Source organism: Paenibacillus xylanivorans (assembly GCF_001280595.1).
Taxonomy (GTDB): domain Bacteria; phylum Bacillota; class Bacilli; order Paenibacillales; family Paenibacillaceae; genus Paenibacillus; species Paenibacillus xylanivorans.
This window is the reverse complement of record NZ_LITU01000004.1, coordinates 35,344-53,929: the sequence shown is the minus strand read 5'-3', so window position 1 is coordinate 53,929 and position 18,586 is coordinate 35,344. Positions and strand designations below refer to the sequence as shown.

At 47.1% G+C, this 18,586-nt stretch carries 18 protein-coding genes and 1 riboswitch; of the genes, 17 read left to right on the top strand and 1 reads right to left on the bottom strand.

What is annotated here, in order from left to right; translation table 11 throughout:
* Positions 1–62 precede the first annotated feature (62 nt).
* The 12 genes from AMS66_RS00275 to AMS66_RS00220 all read left to right on the top strand — a co-directional run bounded on the left by AMS66_RS00275 (position 63) and on the right by AMS66_RS00220 (position 11,441).
* Positions 63–833, top strand: coding sequence for a TatD family hydrolase (locus AMS66_RS00275; RefSeq protein ID WP_181014074.1), 771 nt, complete (start codon positions 63–65; stop codon positions 831–833).
* A gap of 241 nt (positions 834–1,074) precedes the next feature.
* A riboswitch (cyclic di-AMP (ydaO/yuaA leader) is annotated at positions 1,075–1,328 on the top strand.
* A gap of 273 nt (positions 1,329–1,601) precedes the next feature.
* Positions 1,602–2,786: a 3D domain-containing protein gene (locus tag AMS66_RS00270; protein ID WP_053778935.1), complete on the top strand. Its 1,185-nt coding sequence runs from the start codon at positions 1,602–1,604 to the stop codon at positions 2,784–2,786.
* A gap of 155 nt (positions 2,787–2,941) precedes the next feature.
* Positions 2,942–3,487, top strand: a complete 546-nt coding sequence (rnmV, locus tag AMS66_RS00265) for a ribonuclease M5 (protein ID WP_053778934.1) — start codon at positions 2,942–2,944, stop codon at positions 3,485–3,487.
* Positions 3,488–3,491: 4 nt separating this feature from the next.
* A complete protein-coding gene (gene rsmA / locus AMS66_RS00260) occupies positions 3,492–4,394 on the top strand; it encodes a 16S rRNA (adenine(1518)-N(6)/adenine(1519)-N(6))-dimethyltransferase RsmA (RefSeq protein WP_053778933.1) in 903 nt (300 codons plus the stop codon).
* Positions 4,395–4,453: 59 nt separating this feature from the next.
* Entirely contained in the window at positions 4,454–5,350 is an 897-nt protein-coding gene (gene yabG, locus AMS66_RS00255; protein WP_053778932.1) for a sporulation peptidase YabG, read from the top strand.
* Positions 5,351–5,503: 153 nt separating this feature from the next.
* Positions 5,504–5,779, top strand: a complete 276-nt coding sequence (gene veg / locus AMS66_RS00250) for a biofilm formation stimulator Veg (protein WP_053778931.1) — start codon at positions 5,504–5,506, stop codon at positions 5,777–5,779.
* Positions 5,780–6,024: 245 nt separating this feature from the next.
* On the top strand, positions 6,025–6,201 hold the full coding sequence (locus AMS66_RS00245; protein ID WP_053778930.1) for a small, acid-soluble spore protein, alpha/beta type: 177 nt from the start codon (positions 6,025–6,027) through the stop codon (positions 6,199–6,201).
* 149 nt (positions 6,202–6,350) lie between these two features.
* Entirely contained in the window at positions 6,351–7,205 is an 855-nt protein-coding gene (ispE, locus tag AMS66_RS00240; protein WP_053778950.1) for a 4-(cytidine 5'-diphospho)-2-C-methyl-D-erythritol kinase, read from the top strand.
* 98 nt (positions 7,206–7,303) lie between these two features.
* Positions 7,304–8,131, top strand: coding sequence for a pur operon repressor (gene purR / locus AMS66_RS00235; protein ID WP_053778929.1), 828 nt, complete (start codon positions 7,304–7,306; stop codon positions 8,129–8,131).
* A 188-nt stretch (positions 8,132–8,319) separates the two neighbouring features.
* On the top strand, positions 8,320–8,604 hold the full coding sequence (spoVG, locus tag AMS66_RS00230; RefSeq protein ID WP_017691372.1) for a septation regulator SpoVG: 285 nt from the start codon (positions 8,320–8,322) through the stop codon (positions 8,602–8,604).
* Positions 8,605–8,994: 390 nt separating this feature from the next.
* Complete coding sequence (gene glmU / locus AMS66_RS00225; protein WP_407944513.1) at positions 8,995–10,386, top strand: bifunctional UDP-N-acetylglucosamine diphosphorylase/glucosamine-1-phosphate N-acetyltransferase GlmU; 1,392 nt, start codon at positions 8,995–8,997, stop codon at positions 10,384–10,386.
* Between the two features lie 101 nt (positions 10,387–10,487).
* Positions 10,488–11,441: a ribose-phosphate diphosphokinase gene (locus AMS66_RS00220; RefSeq protein WP_053778927.1), complete on the top strand. Its 954-nt coding sequence runs from the start codon at positions 10,488–10,490 to the stop codon at positions 11,439–11,441.
* A 107-nt stretch (positions 11,442–11,548) separates the two neighbouring features.
* Here the strand turns inward: AMS66_RS00220 and AMS66_RS00215 are convergent, their stop codons facing one another.
* Positions 11,549–11,749: a hypothetical protein gene (locus tag AMS66_RS00215; RefSeq protein ID WP_024633712.1), complete on the bottom strand. Its 201-nt coding sequence runs from the start codon at positions 11,747–11,749 to the stop codon at positions 11,549–11,551.
* Between the two features lie 139 nt (positions 11,750–11,888).
* On the opposite strand from AMS66_RS00215, the gene pth reads away from it, so the two are divergent.
* The 5 genes from pth to spoVT all read left to right on the top strand — a co-directional run bounded on the left by pth (position 11,889) and on the right by spoVT (position 18,576).
* On the top strand, positions 11,889–12,449 hold the full coding sequence (pth, locus tag AMS66_RS00210) for an aminoacyl-tRNA hydrolase (RefSeq protein ID WP_053778926.1): 561 nt from the start codon (positions 11,889–11,891) through the stop codon (positions 12,447–12,449).
* Between the two features lie 98 nt (positions 12,450–12,547).
* On the top strand, positions 12,548–12,778 hold the full coding sequence (locus tag AMS66_RS00205) for an anti-sigma-F factor Fin family protein (RefSeq protein ID WP_024633714.1): 231 nt from the start codon (positions 12,548–12,550) through the stop codon (positions 12,776–12,778).
* A 278-nt stretch (positions 12,779–13,056) separates the two neighbouring features.
* The gene (gene mfd, locus AMS66_RS00200; RefSeq protein ID WP_053778925.1) at positions 13,057–16,584 is read left to right on the top strand and encodes a transcription-repair coupling factor; all 3,528 of its coding nucleotides are present in this window, start codon (positions 13,057–13,059) and stop codon (positions 16,582–16,584) included.
* Positions 16,568–17,713, top strand: a complete 1,146-nt coding sequence (locus tag AMS66_RS00195) for a peptidylprolyl isomerase (RefSeq protein ID WP_053778924.1) — start codon at positions 16,568–16,570, stop codon at positions 17,711–17,713. The genes mfd and AMS66_RS00195 overlap by 17 nt, the downstream gene beginning before the upstream one ends.
* Positions 17,714–18,033: 320 nt before the next feature.
* Positions 18,034–18,576: a stage V sporulation protein T gene (gene spoVT, locus AMS66_RS00190; RefSeq protein ID WP_053778923.1), complete on the top strand. Its 543-nt coding sequence runs from the start codon at positions 18,034–18,036 to the stop codon at positions 18,574–18,576.
* The last annotated feature ends 10 nt before the right edge of the window (positions 18,577–18,586 follow it).

The window sequence follows — 18,586 nt, the reverse complement described above, 5'->3', positions numbered from 1 at the left end:
AGATCTGCAGGATAGATTAAAAAGAGATAGTCGTTTATTCGACATGAAGGGAGAAATACAGCATGATGTTATTCGACACACATACCCACCTGGATGCACCACAATTCGACGAGGACCGCGAGGAAATGATTCAGCGTGCTGTGGATGCAGGCGTTGGCCGCATGATTAACGTGGGCTTTAACCGGGAGACTATCCCATCCACGATGAAGCTGGCTGAGACCTATGATTTTATATATGCTGCGGTAGGCTGGCACCCTGTGGATGCAATCACGATGCAGGAGGGTGATCTGGAATGGATTGCATCTTTATGCAAGCATGAAAAAGTGGTAGCCATCGGTGAAATTGGTCTAGACTATTACTGGGATACTTCACCAAAAGAGGTTCAACATCGCGTATTGCGACAACAGATTAGTCTGGCCCGGGAGTTGAATATGCCAATCGTCATTCACAACCGGGATGCGCATGAGGATATTGTGAGGATTCTGCGTGAAGAGAAGGCCGGAGAAGTAGGCGGTGTCATGCATTCGTTCTCTGGCAGCTGGGAAACGGCGAAAATGTGCCTGGATCTGGGCTTTCATCTTTCCTTCGGAGGGCCAATTACGTTCAAAAATGCGAAGCAGCCGAAAGAGGTGCTTGAGAAGGTTCCTATGGACCGATTTTTCATTGAAACGGACTCTCCTTATTTGACACCCCACCCTTATCGTGGAAAACGTAATGAGACAGCGCATGTACGTCTGGTTGCAGAAGCAGCTGCGGAAATTAAAGGCATTTCGGTAGAGGAAATTGTAGCAATAACGACCAAAAATGCCATGGAACGATTTGGGATTCGTTAAAATATCGAGCAAAACGGGTGAAAAAGTGAGTAAGGCGGAGTTAATTTGCTTTTTGACCTAAATAAATCAAGAATATTACAATATTTTAACCAAATATTTAGAAAAACGTACTTGAACAACGCTTTACAACATGCATAGAAACAGGATATCATCTTTTCAGTGAATTGTTGTGCGGAAAATTGGACAGATGTTCGGGGGATGAACAAAGGGACACTTTCCGATGAAACAACATTACTTTCATGAATCAGTCTCGCTGAGTCTCCGTTAACGGAGAGCGGGGGAACCAATAGGGCTTAAACATCGGTGATTGCAGCCGATGCGCAACATGCGCTGACCCAAAAGCAGCGTATGAATCTGCGAAGTCGTATTTGATTTCTTCTTTGGGTCTCGGGGTGAATTCAAGGGCGTCCGCCATGAGCGGATGACCGGAGATAGGGCGGCTCTCTTTCGCCCGAACCCGACAGCTAACCTCGCAAGCGGAAAAAGAGAGGCAACCTCGTGCATGAATTTCCGATATTCAGAATCATTCGGAAGCCACGAAAGAGTTCCTCTTAAACTCTTTCTTTGGCTTTTTTGTTTTTGAATAAAAGAAATACTGTCATCATACGGTAAGTATTCAGGAGGATGACATCATGTTGCGAAGAGTGATTCATGGTGCAGAACCGGATTATGTTGGTCCGATCTGTGTTCTGTAGAAAATTTGGTATAGTCGCGTCAAAGACATCATGCATTACTTTAGACGGCGAGGCTATGAAGGAGGACGGAGAAGTGGGCACATTCCAACCAGAAGAGACCCATGAGTCACGATCATCCAGTAAGTCTTTCGCGTTGCGGTGGAAGCATGAGAACTTGCGTCAAATGGCATTGATCGCGATTTTCTCAATTGCGCTTACAATCATGATCTTGTTAGTCGTTTACGGTCAGGCCGGGAAACAAATTTCACTGGTTATTGATGGCAAAGCTCAGGCGGTAGAGACTCGTACAGGAATGCTTCAGGAAATGCTGGAGGAGCAGTCAATCACAGTCAGCCCTCACGATCAGGTATCCATGCCCTTGAACGGGGCAATCACAGATGGAGACCGCATCGTTATTGAGCGGGCCGTTCCAGTTAAGATTACGGCAGACGGAGACACCAAGACTCTGTATACAACCGATTCTTCGGTAAAAGATGCGATTCACAAATCAGGTATTCAGATTGCAAGTGAAGACAAAGTATATCCTGCGCTTGGAACCACTATTGAAGCGGATATGAAAATCCGTGTAGTGCGCGTAACAAAGCGTACGGTGGAAGTGGAACAGCCAATTGCTTATAAAGTGATCAAAACGGCTGACCCTAGCTTGTACAAAGGCGACAATCGTGTCGTTGTGAGCGGTAAAGAAGGCACACTTGTACAGCATATTGAAAAGGTGTTCCAGGATGGAGAATTGGTCTCCAAAAAAATGGTCGGCAAATCGATTGCAACGAATCGCGTCGATAAAGTTATCGCCGTTGGTACCAAAGCCAAACCTGTTGTGAAAGAGCCGGTGATTCAGACAGTATCGGCGCAGACTTCCACGACAAAAACAGCAACAACCACGAACTCGAAGAAAACCGCTGCCTCGGGCAGCAAAGTAATTACCGTCTCAGGCAGTTCTTTTAAATATTCTAAAGTTTTGAAAAATGTATCCATGACGGCATACTCTTCTGAAGAGCCCGGTATCGGCACAAAAACAGCATCAGGTACTCGGGTAACCGAGGGACGTACCATTGCGGTTGATCCCAAAATCATTCCGATTGGCTGGTGGGTGTATATCGAGGGCCTTGGCTTCCGGCGTGCGGAAGACACAGGTGGTGCCATTAAAGGCAACAAAATTGATGTGTATTATGATAGTGTGAAACATGCCCTGAACTTCGGACGGAAGAAAGGCAAGACGGTATATGTGATTGGTCCGGTGAAGCCGGAAGCGAACTAAAATCGTTTTACTTTGATATGGGAATGCTATAAAATATAAGCATGAATGATTCATGCGGAATATGCGGCGGAGGGGTCTGAATTCAGTCTCCCCCGCCGTTTGGCAGAGAAGAGGATATTCCTCTTCTTTTTGCGTTAGAAAGGAAGAAATGGAACATGATAAAAGAAGTGATCGTGGTGGAAGGCCGTGACGACACCGTAGCCATTCGCCGTGCGGTACAGGCAGATACGATCGAGACCGGTGGGTCAGCCATCAATCAGCGTATTCTAAAGCGGATTGCACTTGCTCAAGAGAGACGTGGTGTCATCGTGCTAACAGATCCGGATCATGCGGGTGAACGTATTCGTAAAATCATCGCCAATAAAGTACCTGGTTGCAAGCATGCTTTTATTCCGGAGGCGGATGCTACGCGTAAAGGCGACATCGGAGTGGAGAATGCCTCACCGGAGGCCATTCGTCATGCACTGGCACGTGTGCACACGTCTTATGAAGGCGCACCAAGTCTGATTGATTGGGAGGATCTGATTGCAGCGGGACTGATTGTGCACCCACAGGCTGCTGCACGCCGTATGGAGATAGGCAATCTGCTGGGCATAGGGTATTGCAACGGCAAGCAGTTCCACAAGCGGTTGAGTGTATTCCAGATTACCCGGGAAGAATTCTCCGAAGCATTATCGCAAATTGAACGTGAAGGATTGTGAGCGTATGAAGGGCATGGAAGAAACCGTAGAGATCGCAACACCCAAACGAACCAAAGAAATTATTCAAAGACACGGATTTTCATTTAAGAAGAGCCTAGGTCAGAACTTTCTGATCGATCAAAATATATTGAACAAAATTGTAAATGCAGCTGATTTGGACGAGTCCAAAGGCGCACTTGAGATCGGACCGGGTATTGGCGCACTCACAGAACGTCTGGCTCGGGTAGCCGGGCCTGTAACGGCTGTAGAGATAGATCAGCGACTGTTGCCGATTCTGGGGGAAGTGATGCAGCCTTATCCGAACGTTCGTGTGCATCACGGGGATGTACTGAAGCTGGATCTGGCTGAGTTATTCCGCACGGATTTTGGAACAGTAGATAAAGTGAGTGTTGTAGCCAATCTGCCTTATTATGTAACGACACCAATCATGATGAAGTTGCTCGAAGAGAAGCTGCCTGTGGACAGCATTGTGGTCATGATCCAGAAGGAAGTGGCTGAACGTATGGCTGCTGCACCAGGATCAAAGGACTATGGCAGTCTGAGCATTGCGGTTCAGTACTACAGTACGCCGGAATTGGTCTGTATTGTGCCGCCTACAGTCTTTATTCCGCAGCCTAATGTGGAATCGGCTGTAATTAAGTTAAAGGTGCGTGAGCAACCGCCGGTTGAAATTCCCGACGAGGCACATTTCTTCGAAGTGGTACAGGCTTCTTTCGCTCAGCGTAGAAAAACGATCTCGAATAATCTGAAAGCTCGTTTCTTCACGAAGGAGAACAGAGAACAGGCTGATCAGCTATTGGAGCAGGCCGGTATTCAACCTTCGAGACGAGGAGAAACATTGAGTCTGCAGGAATACGCGACACTCAGTACCGTAATGTGGGAAGCTGGGGTACGCGCAGCTCTGTAAAATTCGGATGAACCAATCCGGGTTTCTGCCCATACGATGGGGTAGAGGTGATTATGTTGATGAATATCGGAGACTTGGTCGTTCGAAAGTCATACGGAGGAGATGTGACTTTCCGGGTGGAAGGCCTCCAGTCGGACGGTGCCATCATTAAAGGGACCGAGTTCCGGCTGTTAGCCGATTCCCCTGTGGACGATTTGATACAGGTTCCTTATGAACCGCAGAGTGCCAAGACAAGGCAGGCCCATGTGAAGGCACATCAGACGCTCTCACGCCTGCAGCAGAATCGGATGGAACAGGCCGAGCGCAATCGTGAAGGTATAGTTCAGGAATGGTCTGTTCAACAAGACCCGGCTTATTTCGAGATGCCTGGCAAAGTGCTGCACCTAGATGGTGATCCTAATTATTTGAAAAAAAGCATGAACCTTTATGAGCAACTTCGTGTTCCCGCAGAGGGGCAATATGTGCACGAGGCTGCCATGGCGGACACTTTATATCGTCTGCTGCCCAAAGTTCGTCCGGATATTGTCGTCATTACTGGCCATGACGGGGTACTCAAAACTCGTCAGCCCTATGACTTATATAGTCTGGGAAGCTACAAAAATTCACAAAACTTCGTATCAGCTATTCAGGTAGCTAGGCAATATGAACGTCATCTGGATGCGCTCACGATTGTAGCTGGCGCGTGTCAGTCCCACTTTGAGGCCTTACTACGGGCTGGCGCGAACTTCGCCAGTTCACCAGGCAGAATTCTCATTCATGCCTTAGATCCAGTCTATGTGGCAGCCAAGGCGGCCTTCACGTCGGTGCGAGAAACGGTGAACATGAACGACGTTCTGCATAACACGATCAGTGGTAGCCAGGGTGTGGGCGGCGTAGAGACACGGGGAAGTTATCGGGTAGGTCTACCGGGATTGAATGATTTATCCACGTTAAAAGTGAATCCGTCAGCCGTCTGAAGATGACGGAATAAAGTCCCATTTAGTGGCTTTTTTTCTTCGCAAAAAAATTCATTGACAACAACTTTTTGATACTGATATAATAATTAGTTTTGATTTGACAATGACTGTAAAATCCGGTATAATGGACAAGAAAAGAGGTGGTCGTCGACAATGGCTAAAAATACGCTATTGGATATCAAACGCAATCTCGATGCACATATTGGTCAGAAAATTATGCTGCGGGCTAATGGTGGCCGCCGTAAGACCATTGAGCGTACGGGTGTATTGGAAGAAACGTACCCTTCTGTTTTTATTGTCAAGCTTGATGAGGAGCAAGAAACTTTCAAGCGAGTATCCTACAGTTATGCTGATATACTTACGGAATCGGTGGAAGTCATGGTATTTGATCCAGGCAGCCAGACGCATAGCTCCTACATGGAGACGTAAGTATCGATTTACGCGATTCTGCCCTTTGGGCAGAGTCGCTTTTTTTATTTTTTTGGAAGTCACCCTTGATTCAAGGGGAAGCCATATATGATCAGGAATGAGTCTGGGGAAGAAGCGGCATACTATTTGGACAGGTTTAAGGCATTTTCCTGGGGTAGATCAAAGGAATGAGCTTGGCCTGGGGGCAAATAGTCCCGGATACGAATGGACTTATCATGAATGAACATTTTGGAGGAGGATGATCCATGAGCCGGAGAAGAAGAAGTGTAATGTCGGATGAACTCAAGAATGAACTGGCAAAAGACCTGGGGTTCTATGATACCGTTCAGCAGGAAGGTTGGGGCGGGATCAAAGCAAAGGATGCTGGCAATATGGTGAAACGGGCCATTCAACTTGCGGAAGAAGCGGCACGCAAATCATAATCCGGTTCAATCGGTTTGGAGAGCGGGGCAATCCGGCAGGAATGACCTCGCTTTTTCCCCATGGATGCGGAATAGAAATGACTTGACAGCCCCATTTTGATATAATATGTTAAGTTGTCTTAGGGAAAAGGTGAGGACGGGTGAACGCCTTGAAAATTTACGAAAAAGCGCCTGCTAAAATCAATTTGATGCTAGACGTTTTACATAAAAGAAGAGATGGATTTCACGAAGTTGAGATGATCATGACGATGGTTGATCTTGCCGATCGACTGGAGATGTCTGAGCTTCCTCGTGACACGATCTTTATCTCCAGTCAGGCGGGATATATTCCCCTGGATGAGAAGAACTTGGCTTTTCAGGCAGCCAGGCTCATTAAAGAGCGTTATGACGTGAGAACCGGAGTTCATATTCATCTGGACAAAAAAATCCCGGTGGCCGCTGGACTTGCTGGTGGCAGTAGTGATGCAGCAGCAACGCTCCGTGGATTGAATCGCCTCTGGCGTCTCAACATCCCGGATCAAGAGCTGCAGGAGCTCGGAGCCGAACTGGGCTCTGATGTGCCTTTTTGCATTACAGGTGGAACAGCACTCGCCACAGGCCGCGGGGAGAAGCTCACACCGATGCCCAATCCCCCGCAATGCTGGGTGATCTTAGCCAAGCCGCCGATTAATGTGTCCACAGCCGACGTATATGGACGTTTCCGCAGCGACAAGATTGTTCGACATCCGAGTGCTGCCAAAATGGAGCAGGCCATTCGCAACCAATCCTTTACCGAAGTGTGCGGACAGATGGGGAATGTTCTTGAAGACGTAACATTGAAGCTGTATCCGGAAGTCCAGCATCTGAAAGATGCCATGATTCGGCTCGGAGCAGACGGAGTATTAATGTCAGGTAGTGGTCCAACCGTGTTTGGGCTGGTCTCCAAGGAGTCCAAAGTTGCCCGGATCTACAATGGACTACGAGGCTTCTGTAAAGAAGTGTATGCTGTACGTATGCTAACTTAAAATTCGCTTTTATAATGTACAAACACGTATAAAGGTGGTATATTTTTAAATAATTATTCGGATTTGGATGTTTTCCGTGATCGTGAGGATGGATCTCTGTGAAGAAATTAAAACGAAGCGCAAGGCTGGTTGAAATGACGCAGTACTTATTGTCTAGACCGCATACGGTTATTCCGTTGACTACATTTGCCGAACGCTATGGAGCTGCGAAGTCGTCGATCAGTGAAGATTTGGCGATTATCAAGGAAGTGTTCGAAGAAGGTGGTTCGGGAGAACTGCATACACTGGCTGGAGCAGCCGGGGGAGTAAAGTGGATTCCAAAGGTGTCCAGGGAACTGGCACTGGCTTTTGCAGAACGACTTTCTACCCAGCTCGCGCAGCCAGATCGGATACTCCCTGGTGAATACCTGTACATGTCCGACCTGCTTGGACAGCCCGCATTGATGAATGAAGCCGGCAAGATTTTTGCAACGGCCTTTGGCAATATGGATATTGATGTGGTGATGACGGTCGAGACTAAAGGGATTCCGCTTGCTTATGCGACCGGAGCCCAGCTTAACCTGCCTGTTGTGCTCGTGCGCAGGGACCATCAGGCTACGGAAGGATCGGCCGTAAGTATCAATTATGTATCCGGGTCCCATAAAAGCCTACATACCATGTCCCTATCTCGCAGGGCAATGCGTGAGCACTCCAGAGTGCTTATTGTAGATGATTTTATGAAAGCCGGGGGAACCGTGCAAGGGATGATCGACCTATTGGCCGAGTTTAATGCAACAGTGGCCGGGGTAGGCGTATTAGTAGAATCTGGTTCGGTTGATTCGGAAGAACGACTGCTGACGGATTACATATCTCTGGCAAAGCTGACGGCGGTTGATGCGAAGAGCAGACACATCTCCGTCAAGCCTGGCAACTATTTCGACCTGTAGAACCATGACGAATTACATGTCGGGAAAGGTTCTTTTTCATCGACCTGGCACTAACGTTGTCGAATTGTGTATTAAATAAAAAAATTCCTGAAATTAGGACATTTTTGTGGTTATAAAAAGAAGGAGTTCGTATAGGCTGTGTGGAATTATACACCAAGTTCTGATGGAAAAAGGTGGTGAACACACACATGCAAATTACGGATGTCAGACTCCGCCGTGTTAACTCTGAGGGGAGAATGAAGGCTATCGCATCCATTACCATCGATAACGAATTCGTCGTTCATGACATTCGCGTCATCGATGGCAATAACGGAATGTTTGTTGCTATGCCGAGCAAGCGGACTCCTGACGGAGAATTCCGTGATATCGCCCACCCGATCTCTTCCGGTACTCGCGAGAAGATTCAAGCAGCTGTTTTGACTGAGTATGATCGCGCAGCAACTGAGGAAGAAGTCATTGAAGAAGGTGCCTGAGAACATTATTGGGGTTCGAAGGAAAAGAGAGCCATGTCTTATGGCTCTCTTTTCTTTTTGACCGGAATAAGATATATTCAGTATTGAGTTTATTCACAGAGGAGCATTTTCGCAGCTTGAATGTTGCAAAATGTTGAAAGAACAAAAAGCGCAGCGTGCGCTTGGTAACAGGGCGGCATCTTAGGAATCATGGGATTCGGTTAAGCTCGCAGGTACACGGCGTATACATATAGGTCACGATTTGTTGGTGTCCGCTGTTACGCGTGATTACAGAGACAGCAGGCGATGAACAAGACCGGCAAAAGCCGGCTGAACGTTACTCATCGGATATATACAGGTAAGGTCAAACGATGGGTTTTTCAGAACAGGAGGTCGTAAATTTTGAAAAGAATGGCAATCGTTCTTGCAGCAGGACAAGGCAAACGGATGAAATCGAAATTGTACAAGGTACTGCATCCCGTATGCGGTAAACCGATGGTGGGTCACGTGCTGGATGCAGCTCTTCGCGCAGGCGTTGAACGCAGCGTCGTCGTGGTCGGCCACGGTGCCGAAGCGGTGCAGTCATTTTTGGGTTCCAGAGCAGAGTACGTGCTTCAGGCCGAACAATTGGGAACAGGACATGCGGTAAAACAGGTTAAATCCCTACTTGGCAGTGAATCAGGGTCAACCATTGTTGTCTGTGGAGATACACCACTTGTGACCAGCGAGACGCTGGAAGGACTGATGAAGCTTCATGAGAGTCGCGGAGCAGCAGCAACGGTACTCACAGCTGAACTCGATAATCCCAAAGGGTACGGCCGCGTCATTCGAGGAGAAGATGGTTCTGTACAGCGTATTGTGGAACAGAAGGATTGCACGGAGCAGGAAGACGCTGTGAATGAAATCAACACAGGTACGTACTGCTTCGATAATGCCAAGTTGTTCGCTGCATTGGAGAAAGTGACGAACCAGAATGCGCAGGGAGAGTATTATCTCACTGACGTCGTTGGTATTTTCCGTAATGATGGAGAAGTGGTAGAAGCCTATATGTCAGATGACATTGCGGAATCCATCGGGGTTAACGATCGGCTTGCTCTTTCACAAGCAGAAGCGTTCATGCGTGAACGTTTGGCGGTAAGACATATGTTGAACGGTGTTACGATCATCGATCCGGCATCGACATATATCGGGGCGGATGTTACCATTGGATCAGATACGGTATTGTATCCGGGTACCATACTCAAAGGTATGACTACCATTGGTGAAGCATGCCATATTGGTCCGCAGGCAGATATCGAAGATAGTATCATTCAGGATGGGGTTACAATCAAACATTCTGTACTGTCACAGGCTGAGGTTGGATCAGAAGCAACCGTAGGTCCATTTGCTTATTTGCGTCCAGGCACCAAACTGGGCCGCAACGTAAAAATTGGTGACTTTGTTGAAGTGAAAAATGCTACAATTGATGAAGGCTCCAAAGTATCTCATCTCAGTTATATTGGGGATGCTAAAGTTGGGAAAAACGTAAATGTTGGATGCGGGGCAATAACGGTGAATTATGATGGATATAATAAAGCTGTAACGACGATTGAAGACGATGCGTTCGTAGGCAGCAATGTCAATCTGATTGCACCTGTCACGGTAGGAAAAGGCGCATATGTTGTTGCGGGCTCTACCGTTACCCATTCTGTTCCCGACAACGATCTTGCGATTGCCCGCCCACGCCAGGAGAACAAACCTGGGTATGCGGAGAAAATTCGCGGTCGTGCCAAAGCCAAGAAACAAAATGCCAAACCCGAATAAGGGGTATTGATATTAAGAATTGCCTTCCGAACATCGGGGGGTGCCGACATGTCGCAGACGCTTATAGATTCCAATGAACCAGCACGGAGGGTTTTTATTTTATGACTTATTTTGATTCGAAATTAAAAATATTTACTTGCAATTCTAACCCCAAGCTTGCCCATCAAATTGCTGATTATATCGGAATTCCTATGGGTGAATCTCACACGACCAGCTTCAGTGATGGTGAGATCCAAGTGAAACTCTCTGAGAGTGTTCGGGGCTGTCACGTCTATATCGTGCAGTCTACTTGCTTGCCGGTTAATGACAACCTGATGGAAATGCTCGTTATGATTGATGCGCTTAAACGGGCATCTGCCAAGACGATTAACGTCGTCATTCCGTACTATGGTTATGCCAGACAGGACCGCAAGGCCCGTTCGCGTGACCCGATTACAGCCAAACTGGTTGCCAATCTGATCGAAAAAGCGGGTGCAACCCGTGTAATTGCGATGGACTTGCATGCAATGCAGATTCAGGGATTCTTCGACATTCCAGTCGATCATCTGCTCGGCGTGCCGATTTTGGCTCAATATTTCCGCTCGAAACAGATCGAAAATCCGGTTGTTGTATCACCTGACCACGGCGGCGTAGTGCGCGCTCGGAAACTGGCGGACTTCCTGAATGCACCTCTCGCAATTATCGATAAACGTCGTCCAGAGCCGAACGTCAGCGAAGTGATGAACATTATCGGTAACATCGAAGGTAAAACAGCAATTCTGATCGATGACATCATTGATACAGCGGGAACGATTGTACTGGGAGCGAATGCTCTGATGGAAGGCGGCGTGAAGGAAGTATACGCTTGCTGTACTCACCCGGTATTGTCCGGACCTGCGATGGAACGCTTGGAGAATGCACCGCTGAAGGAAGTCATCGTAACGGATACCATTCCGATTACGCACGCTAACCCGACAAGCAAACTTACAGTGTTGTCTGTAGCACCTTTGCTCGGAGAAGCCATTATCCGGGTTCATGAGGAATTGTCAATCAGCAAGTTGTTTGAAATTGAATAAGGATGTCTGCATAAAGTAGTAGAGGGGTTACGTTTTCCGGATCAACGGAAAATGTAACCCCTGTCGGCGTGCCGTTATATGAGAAGTGAAACAGTGCCTGCCGAATTTCAGTATCCGGGGCGGGAGATAAAACGGAACCGTCGCCGATGAAAAAGAGTGTCGGCAATTTCGACAAATTGATTATCGAAACGTGTGATTAGTCCGATCTCAATATGGGTGTCGCGGTCATATACCTGTACAGGTACGTGATATTCCAGATGATAGATAAAATCGCTATGTTGAGTCAGTTGTCCGTTGTCTTCGCGCAAAACCCGCTCACCTTCCTGGGTTGATGAATAAAAGCTGTGAAAATGACCGTAAACAGGAACTTCACTTTGTTGATATTATATGAAATATAACAATCGAAGTCTATGCTTCACCTTAGGCTGATCCGAAGGAGGGAACAAGATGAAGTGGATTGTCGGCCTCGGGAATCCAGGCCCGAACTACGCTAAAACCCGTCATAATATCGGCTTTATGGCACTTGATCGACTTGCAGATCGTCATAATATCTCCATAACGCAGAGCAAATGCAAGGCGCTGATTGGAGAAGGTGTAATTGGTGGCGTCAAAACGGTGCTGATTAAACCAATGACGTTTATGAACCTGTCCGGCGAGTCGGTAAGGGCTTATATGGATTTTTATAAAGTTAGTCTGGAAGACCTGATTGTCGTCTATGACGACATGGACACGGAAACAGGAAAAGTCAGATTGCGATACCAGGGCAGTGCAGGTGGTCACAATGGAATCAAATCCATTATCCAGCATACCGGTACACAGCAGTTTAACCGGGTACGGATGGGAATATCCCGACCGGAACCGGGACATGCCATTGTAGACTATGTACTTTCGAAATTTATGAAGAATGAAAAGGAAGCGCTCGATCAAACGATCGAACAGACTTGTGATGCATTGGAGCATAGTTTGGATCATACGTTTGAGCAAACAATGGCCAAGTTCAATGGGTAAACCGCTGCAAGTGACGTTGGAAAAATGATCAAGATTCGGGTTCGATTCGGTCTTAATGGGCATACTGAACGTATAAACCATGTTCAGGAGGCATAAACATGTCAGTGAATTATGTGTGCAGGCATTGCCGTACTTTTATTGGACGAATCGATTCTGCCCGGATAACGGAAGCGCAACTGGGCTTTCATTTCTTGACCCCCGACGAGCGGAGGGATATAATAGCGTATAATTCCGGTGGCGATATTACTGTCCGGATTACATGCGATTATTGCAAAGAAGCTCTGGAATTCAATCCTGAGCTGAGTCTGCTTGCGAGTCCGCTTCAATAGCTATCTCGCACTGCAGCAAGAACTTATGACAGATGATGGCGGCTGCGGAATACCGCTCCACCTTTATAGCCTTGGCAGCCTGCTGAGGCTTCTTTTCAGTTGGAACGAAACCTGACTATGTTTAAATTCGCGCTCAGCCACATCAAACCGATGTGGCAAAGTAGCGATTAATCCTTTATGATGAAACAGGACAAAAAGGAATTTGTATCCAATTTTAATATGGTAAACCTGCGCGCAGGCGTGAGATACTCAAGTAAGTTATAAGAGAGGTGCCCCTTTTGTTACAAGCACTTATACAGGCTTTTTCCAAAGATCCGGACTTCGGGTCCATTACGTCCGGAATTACATCCGGCATGAAGGAGCAATTGGTTTCGGGCTTATCCGGATCGGCGCGTCAGATTATGCTGGCTGCCCTACATCAGGAAATGAACCGACCCCTGCTCGTTGTGACACACAATATGTTTTCCGCTCAAAAAATCGCAGAAGATTTACAGGAAGCGCTTTCACCCAATCAGGTACTGCTCTATCCTGCCAACGAACTTGTTGCCGCAGAAGCTGCGGTATCCAGTCCGGAAACATTGGGTCAGCGTATTGATGTGTTGGTCCGTTGCGCCCAGGGATTCAGGGGCGTTGTTGTTATTCCATTTTCCGGGGTACGGCGCTATGTTCCACTTCCGGAAGTGATGGCTAATGCTCAGATTACAATTAAACAAGGCAACACGCTTGAGCTGGATTCATTCCTGTTGGAGATGGTGAAGCTCGGATATGAACGCGTGGAGCGTGTAGAGTCACGCGGCGAGATGAGTGTACGTGGGGGGATTATTGATTTCTATCCAGTCACATCGTCCATTGCGTATCGTGTGGAATTATTCGACGATGAGATCGATTCCATTCGGACATTTGATCCGGCAGACCAGCGTTCCATTGAACGAATTGAGGAAGTTACGGTACTGCCGTGCAAAGAGTTAATTGCAGATCGTGAACGCATGGAGAAGGCTGCGGATGCAGCCGTTATTTTGCTTGACCAACAGTTGGAGAAAATGACGGACCGGCAGGCGAAGCTGCGCCTGCGAGAAGAAATTCATCGCGAGATCGAACTTCTGCGGGAGCATGTGTACTTCTCCGAAATGTATAAATATATTTCACCCCTCTATCCGGAGAATAAGACGATTTACGACTACATGCCAGAAGATACGTTGCTTGTACTCGACGAGCCAGCAAGGCTGGCGGAGACATCGAAACAGCTTGACCGGGATGAGTCGGAGTGGAATCTGCATTTGATGCAAAATGGGAAGACCCTTCCTGATCTGCATCTGTCGGCCGATGGGGATGATCTGATATATGAACGTCCTTTCCAAACGCTGTTTATGTCCATCTTTTTGCGTCAGGTTCCTCATATCCAACCACAGAACATCCTCAACTTTATCAGCCGCGGTATGCAGGACTTCCATGGTCAGATGAACGTGCTCAAAGCAGAGATGGAGCGCTGGCAGAAAGCCGGAGTTAAGGTGCTCATGCTGGCCAACGGTGAGGAAAGACTCGATCGCATGCGCCGGGTACTCATGGATTATGATATACCTGAGCCGGAAATGCTGATTGGCCATTTGCAAACCGGATTTGAGATGCCCTCTATTCATCTGGCTGTCGTTACCGAAGGCGAGATGTTCTCGCAGAAGCAGCGCAAAGTGCGCAAACCGATTCGCAATGTGGACAATGCTGAACGAATTAAATCCTATAGTGAGCTGAAAGTGGGCGATTATGTCGTTCACCAGAATCACGGGATTGGTAAGTATCTCGGGATCGGCACACTTGAGGTTGGCGGTATTCACAAGGACTACATGCATATTCTCTATGCGGGTGGAGACAAACTGTCTGTACCGATTGAGCAGATTGATCTGATTCAGAAATATGTCGGTTCAGAAGAGAAAGAGCCGAAAATATATAAGCTGGGCGGCAATGAGTGGACACGGGTTAAAAATAAAGTCCGCACATCTGTACAGGATATTGCTGATGATCTAATCAAGCTTTATGCGGAACGCCAGACGTCCAAAGGTTTTGGCTTCGACAAAGACTCTGCGGAACAGCAGGAGTTCGAGGACATGTTCCCTTATGATGAGACACGTGATCAGGTGCGTGCAATCGAAGAAATCAAGAAGGATATGGAACAAAATCGTCCGATGGACCGTTTATTGTGTGGAGATGTCGGTTACGGTAAAACCGAGGTCGCTATTCGTGCTGCATTTAAGGCTGCCATTGAAGGGAAACAGGTTGCTGTGTTAGTCCCTACAACCATTTTGGCACAGCAGCATTATGAAACGTTCCGTGAGCGATTCTCCGGTTATCCATTCAACATCCATGTACTTAGTCGATTCCGTTCACGTAAAGAACAGAATGAGACGGCCAAAGGTATTAAGGCAGGTACCGTCGATATCGTCATCGGTACTCATCGATTATTGTCACAGGATCTGGTCTTCAAGGATCTTGGATTGTTAATAGTAGATGAAGAACAGCGCTTCGGTGTAACACACAAGGAAAAACTGAAAAAGCTGAAAACAAACGTGGACGTGCTGACACTGACAGCGACGCCGATTCCGCGTACCCTTCACATGTCCATGTTGGGCGTTCGGGATCTGTCGGTTATCGAGACACCGCCAGAAAATCGTTTTCCGGTGCAGACTTACGTTGTTGAACACAGTCAGGCGCTTGTTCGCGAAGCTATTGAACGTGAATTGGCTCGCGGCGGTCAGGTCTACTACCTGTATAACCGTGTGCAGGGAATTCAGGAGATGGCCGCGGAGATATCTGAGTTGGTTCCTGAAGCCAGAGTTGGTGTGGGACATGGCCAGATGTCGGAAACGGAGCTGGAGAAGACCATTCTGGACTTCCTGGATGGTGAATATGATGTGCTCGTCAGCACAAGCATCATTGAGACCGGGGTGGATATTCCAAACGTAAATACCCTGATCGTGCATGACGCAGACAAAATGGGGCTCTCCCAGCTGTATCAGCTACGCGGACGGGTAGGTCGTTCCAACCGGATTGCGTATGCCTATTTCACGTACCAACGGGATAAAGTGCTGACCGAAGTCGCTGAGAAACGTCTGCAATCGATTAAGGAATTCACCGAACTGGGTTCCGGATTTAAGATCGCAATGCGCGATTTGTCGATCCGCGGCGCGGGAAATCTGCTCGGAGCTGAGCAGCACGGCTTCATTGCTTCCGTCGGATTCGATCTGTATTCTCAGATGCTGGCAGAGGAAATCAACAAACGCAAAGTTACGATGCTTGGCGAAGAGCCAGTGCCATCCGATCAGTGGAATACAACGCTGGATCTCAGTATCGATGCGTACTTGCCGTCTGATTATATTTATGACAGTATTCAGAAGATTGAGATTTACAAAAAAGTGGCGGTTATCGCCTCCTTCGATGATGCGATGGAACTGGAAGATGAATTGGTTGACCGATTCGGTGATCTTCCAGAAGCCGTGATTAATCTGCTGGCAGTGGCCAGACTGAAAGTCTATGGCAAGATCTACGGCATTGAGTCGATTTCCCAACGCGGTGACGATCTAACAGTGAAGTTCTACGAAGGCCGTGAACATGCCTTTGAGCTCTCCAAAATTGCGCACATTGGAAATCAGTTCGAAAGACGTGTACAATTTGAACAAGGACCCCATATGCTTATTCATGTCAAAGGCAAAGGGCTTGGGGACAAGCAACTGATGGAGCTGGTAGAGAAATTTCTAGAGTCCATGAAAAGTGCTTTTAAATCAAAGGGGGAACTAAAGGATGTTAGCAAAGTATAAAAAAGTAGGGAAAGTACTGTCTGTGAGTATGGTCGCAGTACTGTCCTTATCACTTCTTGCTGCGTGTGGCAAGAAAGAAGAAGCGAAAGCACCGGAAACGAAGGATACAAGCGCTGTAGTCGCAACGTATGATGGCGGTACAATTACAGCCAATGAATTTGACATGGAGCAACGGGTCATGAAATTCCTCTATCCGGAATATGCACAAATGATGGATATGGATGATTTCAAGGAATACCTGGTGAAACAGGAAGTTGCTTATGAATATTTGAGTGGAAAAGCAAGTGATGCAGCCAAAACCGAGGGTGCCAAAACAGCGACAGAGCAATTCGACAAAATGAAAGCTTCTGTTCAAGCTGATCAATGGACTGAGATGCTGAAAGCTCAGAATCTTACAGACCAGAACATCAAGGATTACATGACTCGCATCATGACGGTAATTAAGGACAAAGAAACTGGCGTTACGGAAGATGCGATTAAAGCTGAATTTGAGAAAAATAAAGATCAGTTCACAACGGCTTCCGTTCGTCACGTACTGATCAACTTTACTGATCCAAAAACGCAAAAAGAGCGTAAAAAAGAAGATGCACTGAAACTTGCGAAAGAAGTGAAAGCAAAATTGGATGGCGGAGCAGACTTTGCTGAAATTGCGAAGAAATACTCCGAAGATACAGGTTCTGCAGAAAACGGCGGCTTGTATGAAGATACACCTGTAGCCAGCTGGGTAGATGCGTTCAAGGAAGCGGCCAAAACGCTGCCATTGAACAAAATCAGTGATCCTGTAGAGACTGAATATGGTTATCACGTCATGAAGGTAGAGAAACGTACAGAAGCGGATTACACGAAATTGACTGCTGAACAAAAAGAAACACTGAAAAGTCAATTGGCTGCTGCTGAGATCGACACATTTATGACCAGCGAACTGGACAAAATCGTAAAAGAAGTAAACCTGCCGAAAACAGACAAGGCTGAAGAAGGCACGACTGAAGGTACAACCGGTACAGGAACGGAAAAGGGTACTGAGGGTGAAAAAACCGATGCGGGTACAGATACCAAAACGGATCAAGGAACAACTGGAACTGAAAAGGATACAACAACAGGTGAAGGTACAGATACAAGCGGCAAGTAAAGATAGCGGGTGCATACATTCAGCAAATACGTTTGTCTGAGTGATACACTAAACTGTTCAAATATGGACAACCATACAGAAAAGCAAGGGGGGGACTAAAGGCCTCCCTCTTGCTTTTCCTTGTATCTATGGAGCGAAGTGGGTACATGGTCGCCTTCTGTGGAAGTTTACACAACTATATTCTCCAAAGTATGTATAAGGAAATGGGAACAGATGAATACTATTGTCAAGATATCACACTAAACGTTCTGGGACTTTCCTCTACCCATTAAGGAACAGTAGTTGAAAAATCTTCTCGAGAAAGTGGGGCAACATGTGAAATGAAAGCTACTGGTATTGTCCGCCGTATTGATGACCTCGGTCGAGTGGTCATTCCGAAAGAAATCCGCCGTACGTTACGTATCCGTGAAGGCGATCCACTTGAGATTTTTGTGGACCGCGATGGAGAGGTTATTCTTAAAAAATACTCGCCGATTGGCGAACTTGGTGATTTTGCCAAAGAATATGCAGAATCGCTGTATGAAAGCACAGGCCATGTAACGATGATCTCTGACCGTGATACGATTATTACGGTGGCAGGTGGCTCCAAGAAAGAGTATCTGGACAAGCAGGTAGGGCCACTGCTGGAGAGTTGCATGGAAAATCGCAAGACGATCATGGAGACCAACAATGGTTCTTATGAGCTTAGCAAAGATCATGACGAGACGTTATCATCGTTTGTTATTGCCCCGATCATTTCGGGTGGTGACCCCATCGGAACGGTTATCCTTTTCAACAAGGATGAATCGGTGAAGATGTCTCAGATGGAAATCAAAATGTCCGAGACGGCTGCCGGGTTCCTTGGCAAACAGATGGAGCAATAAATAGCAGATC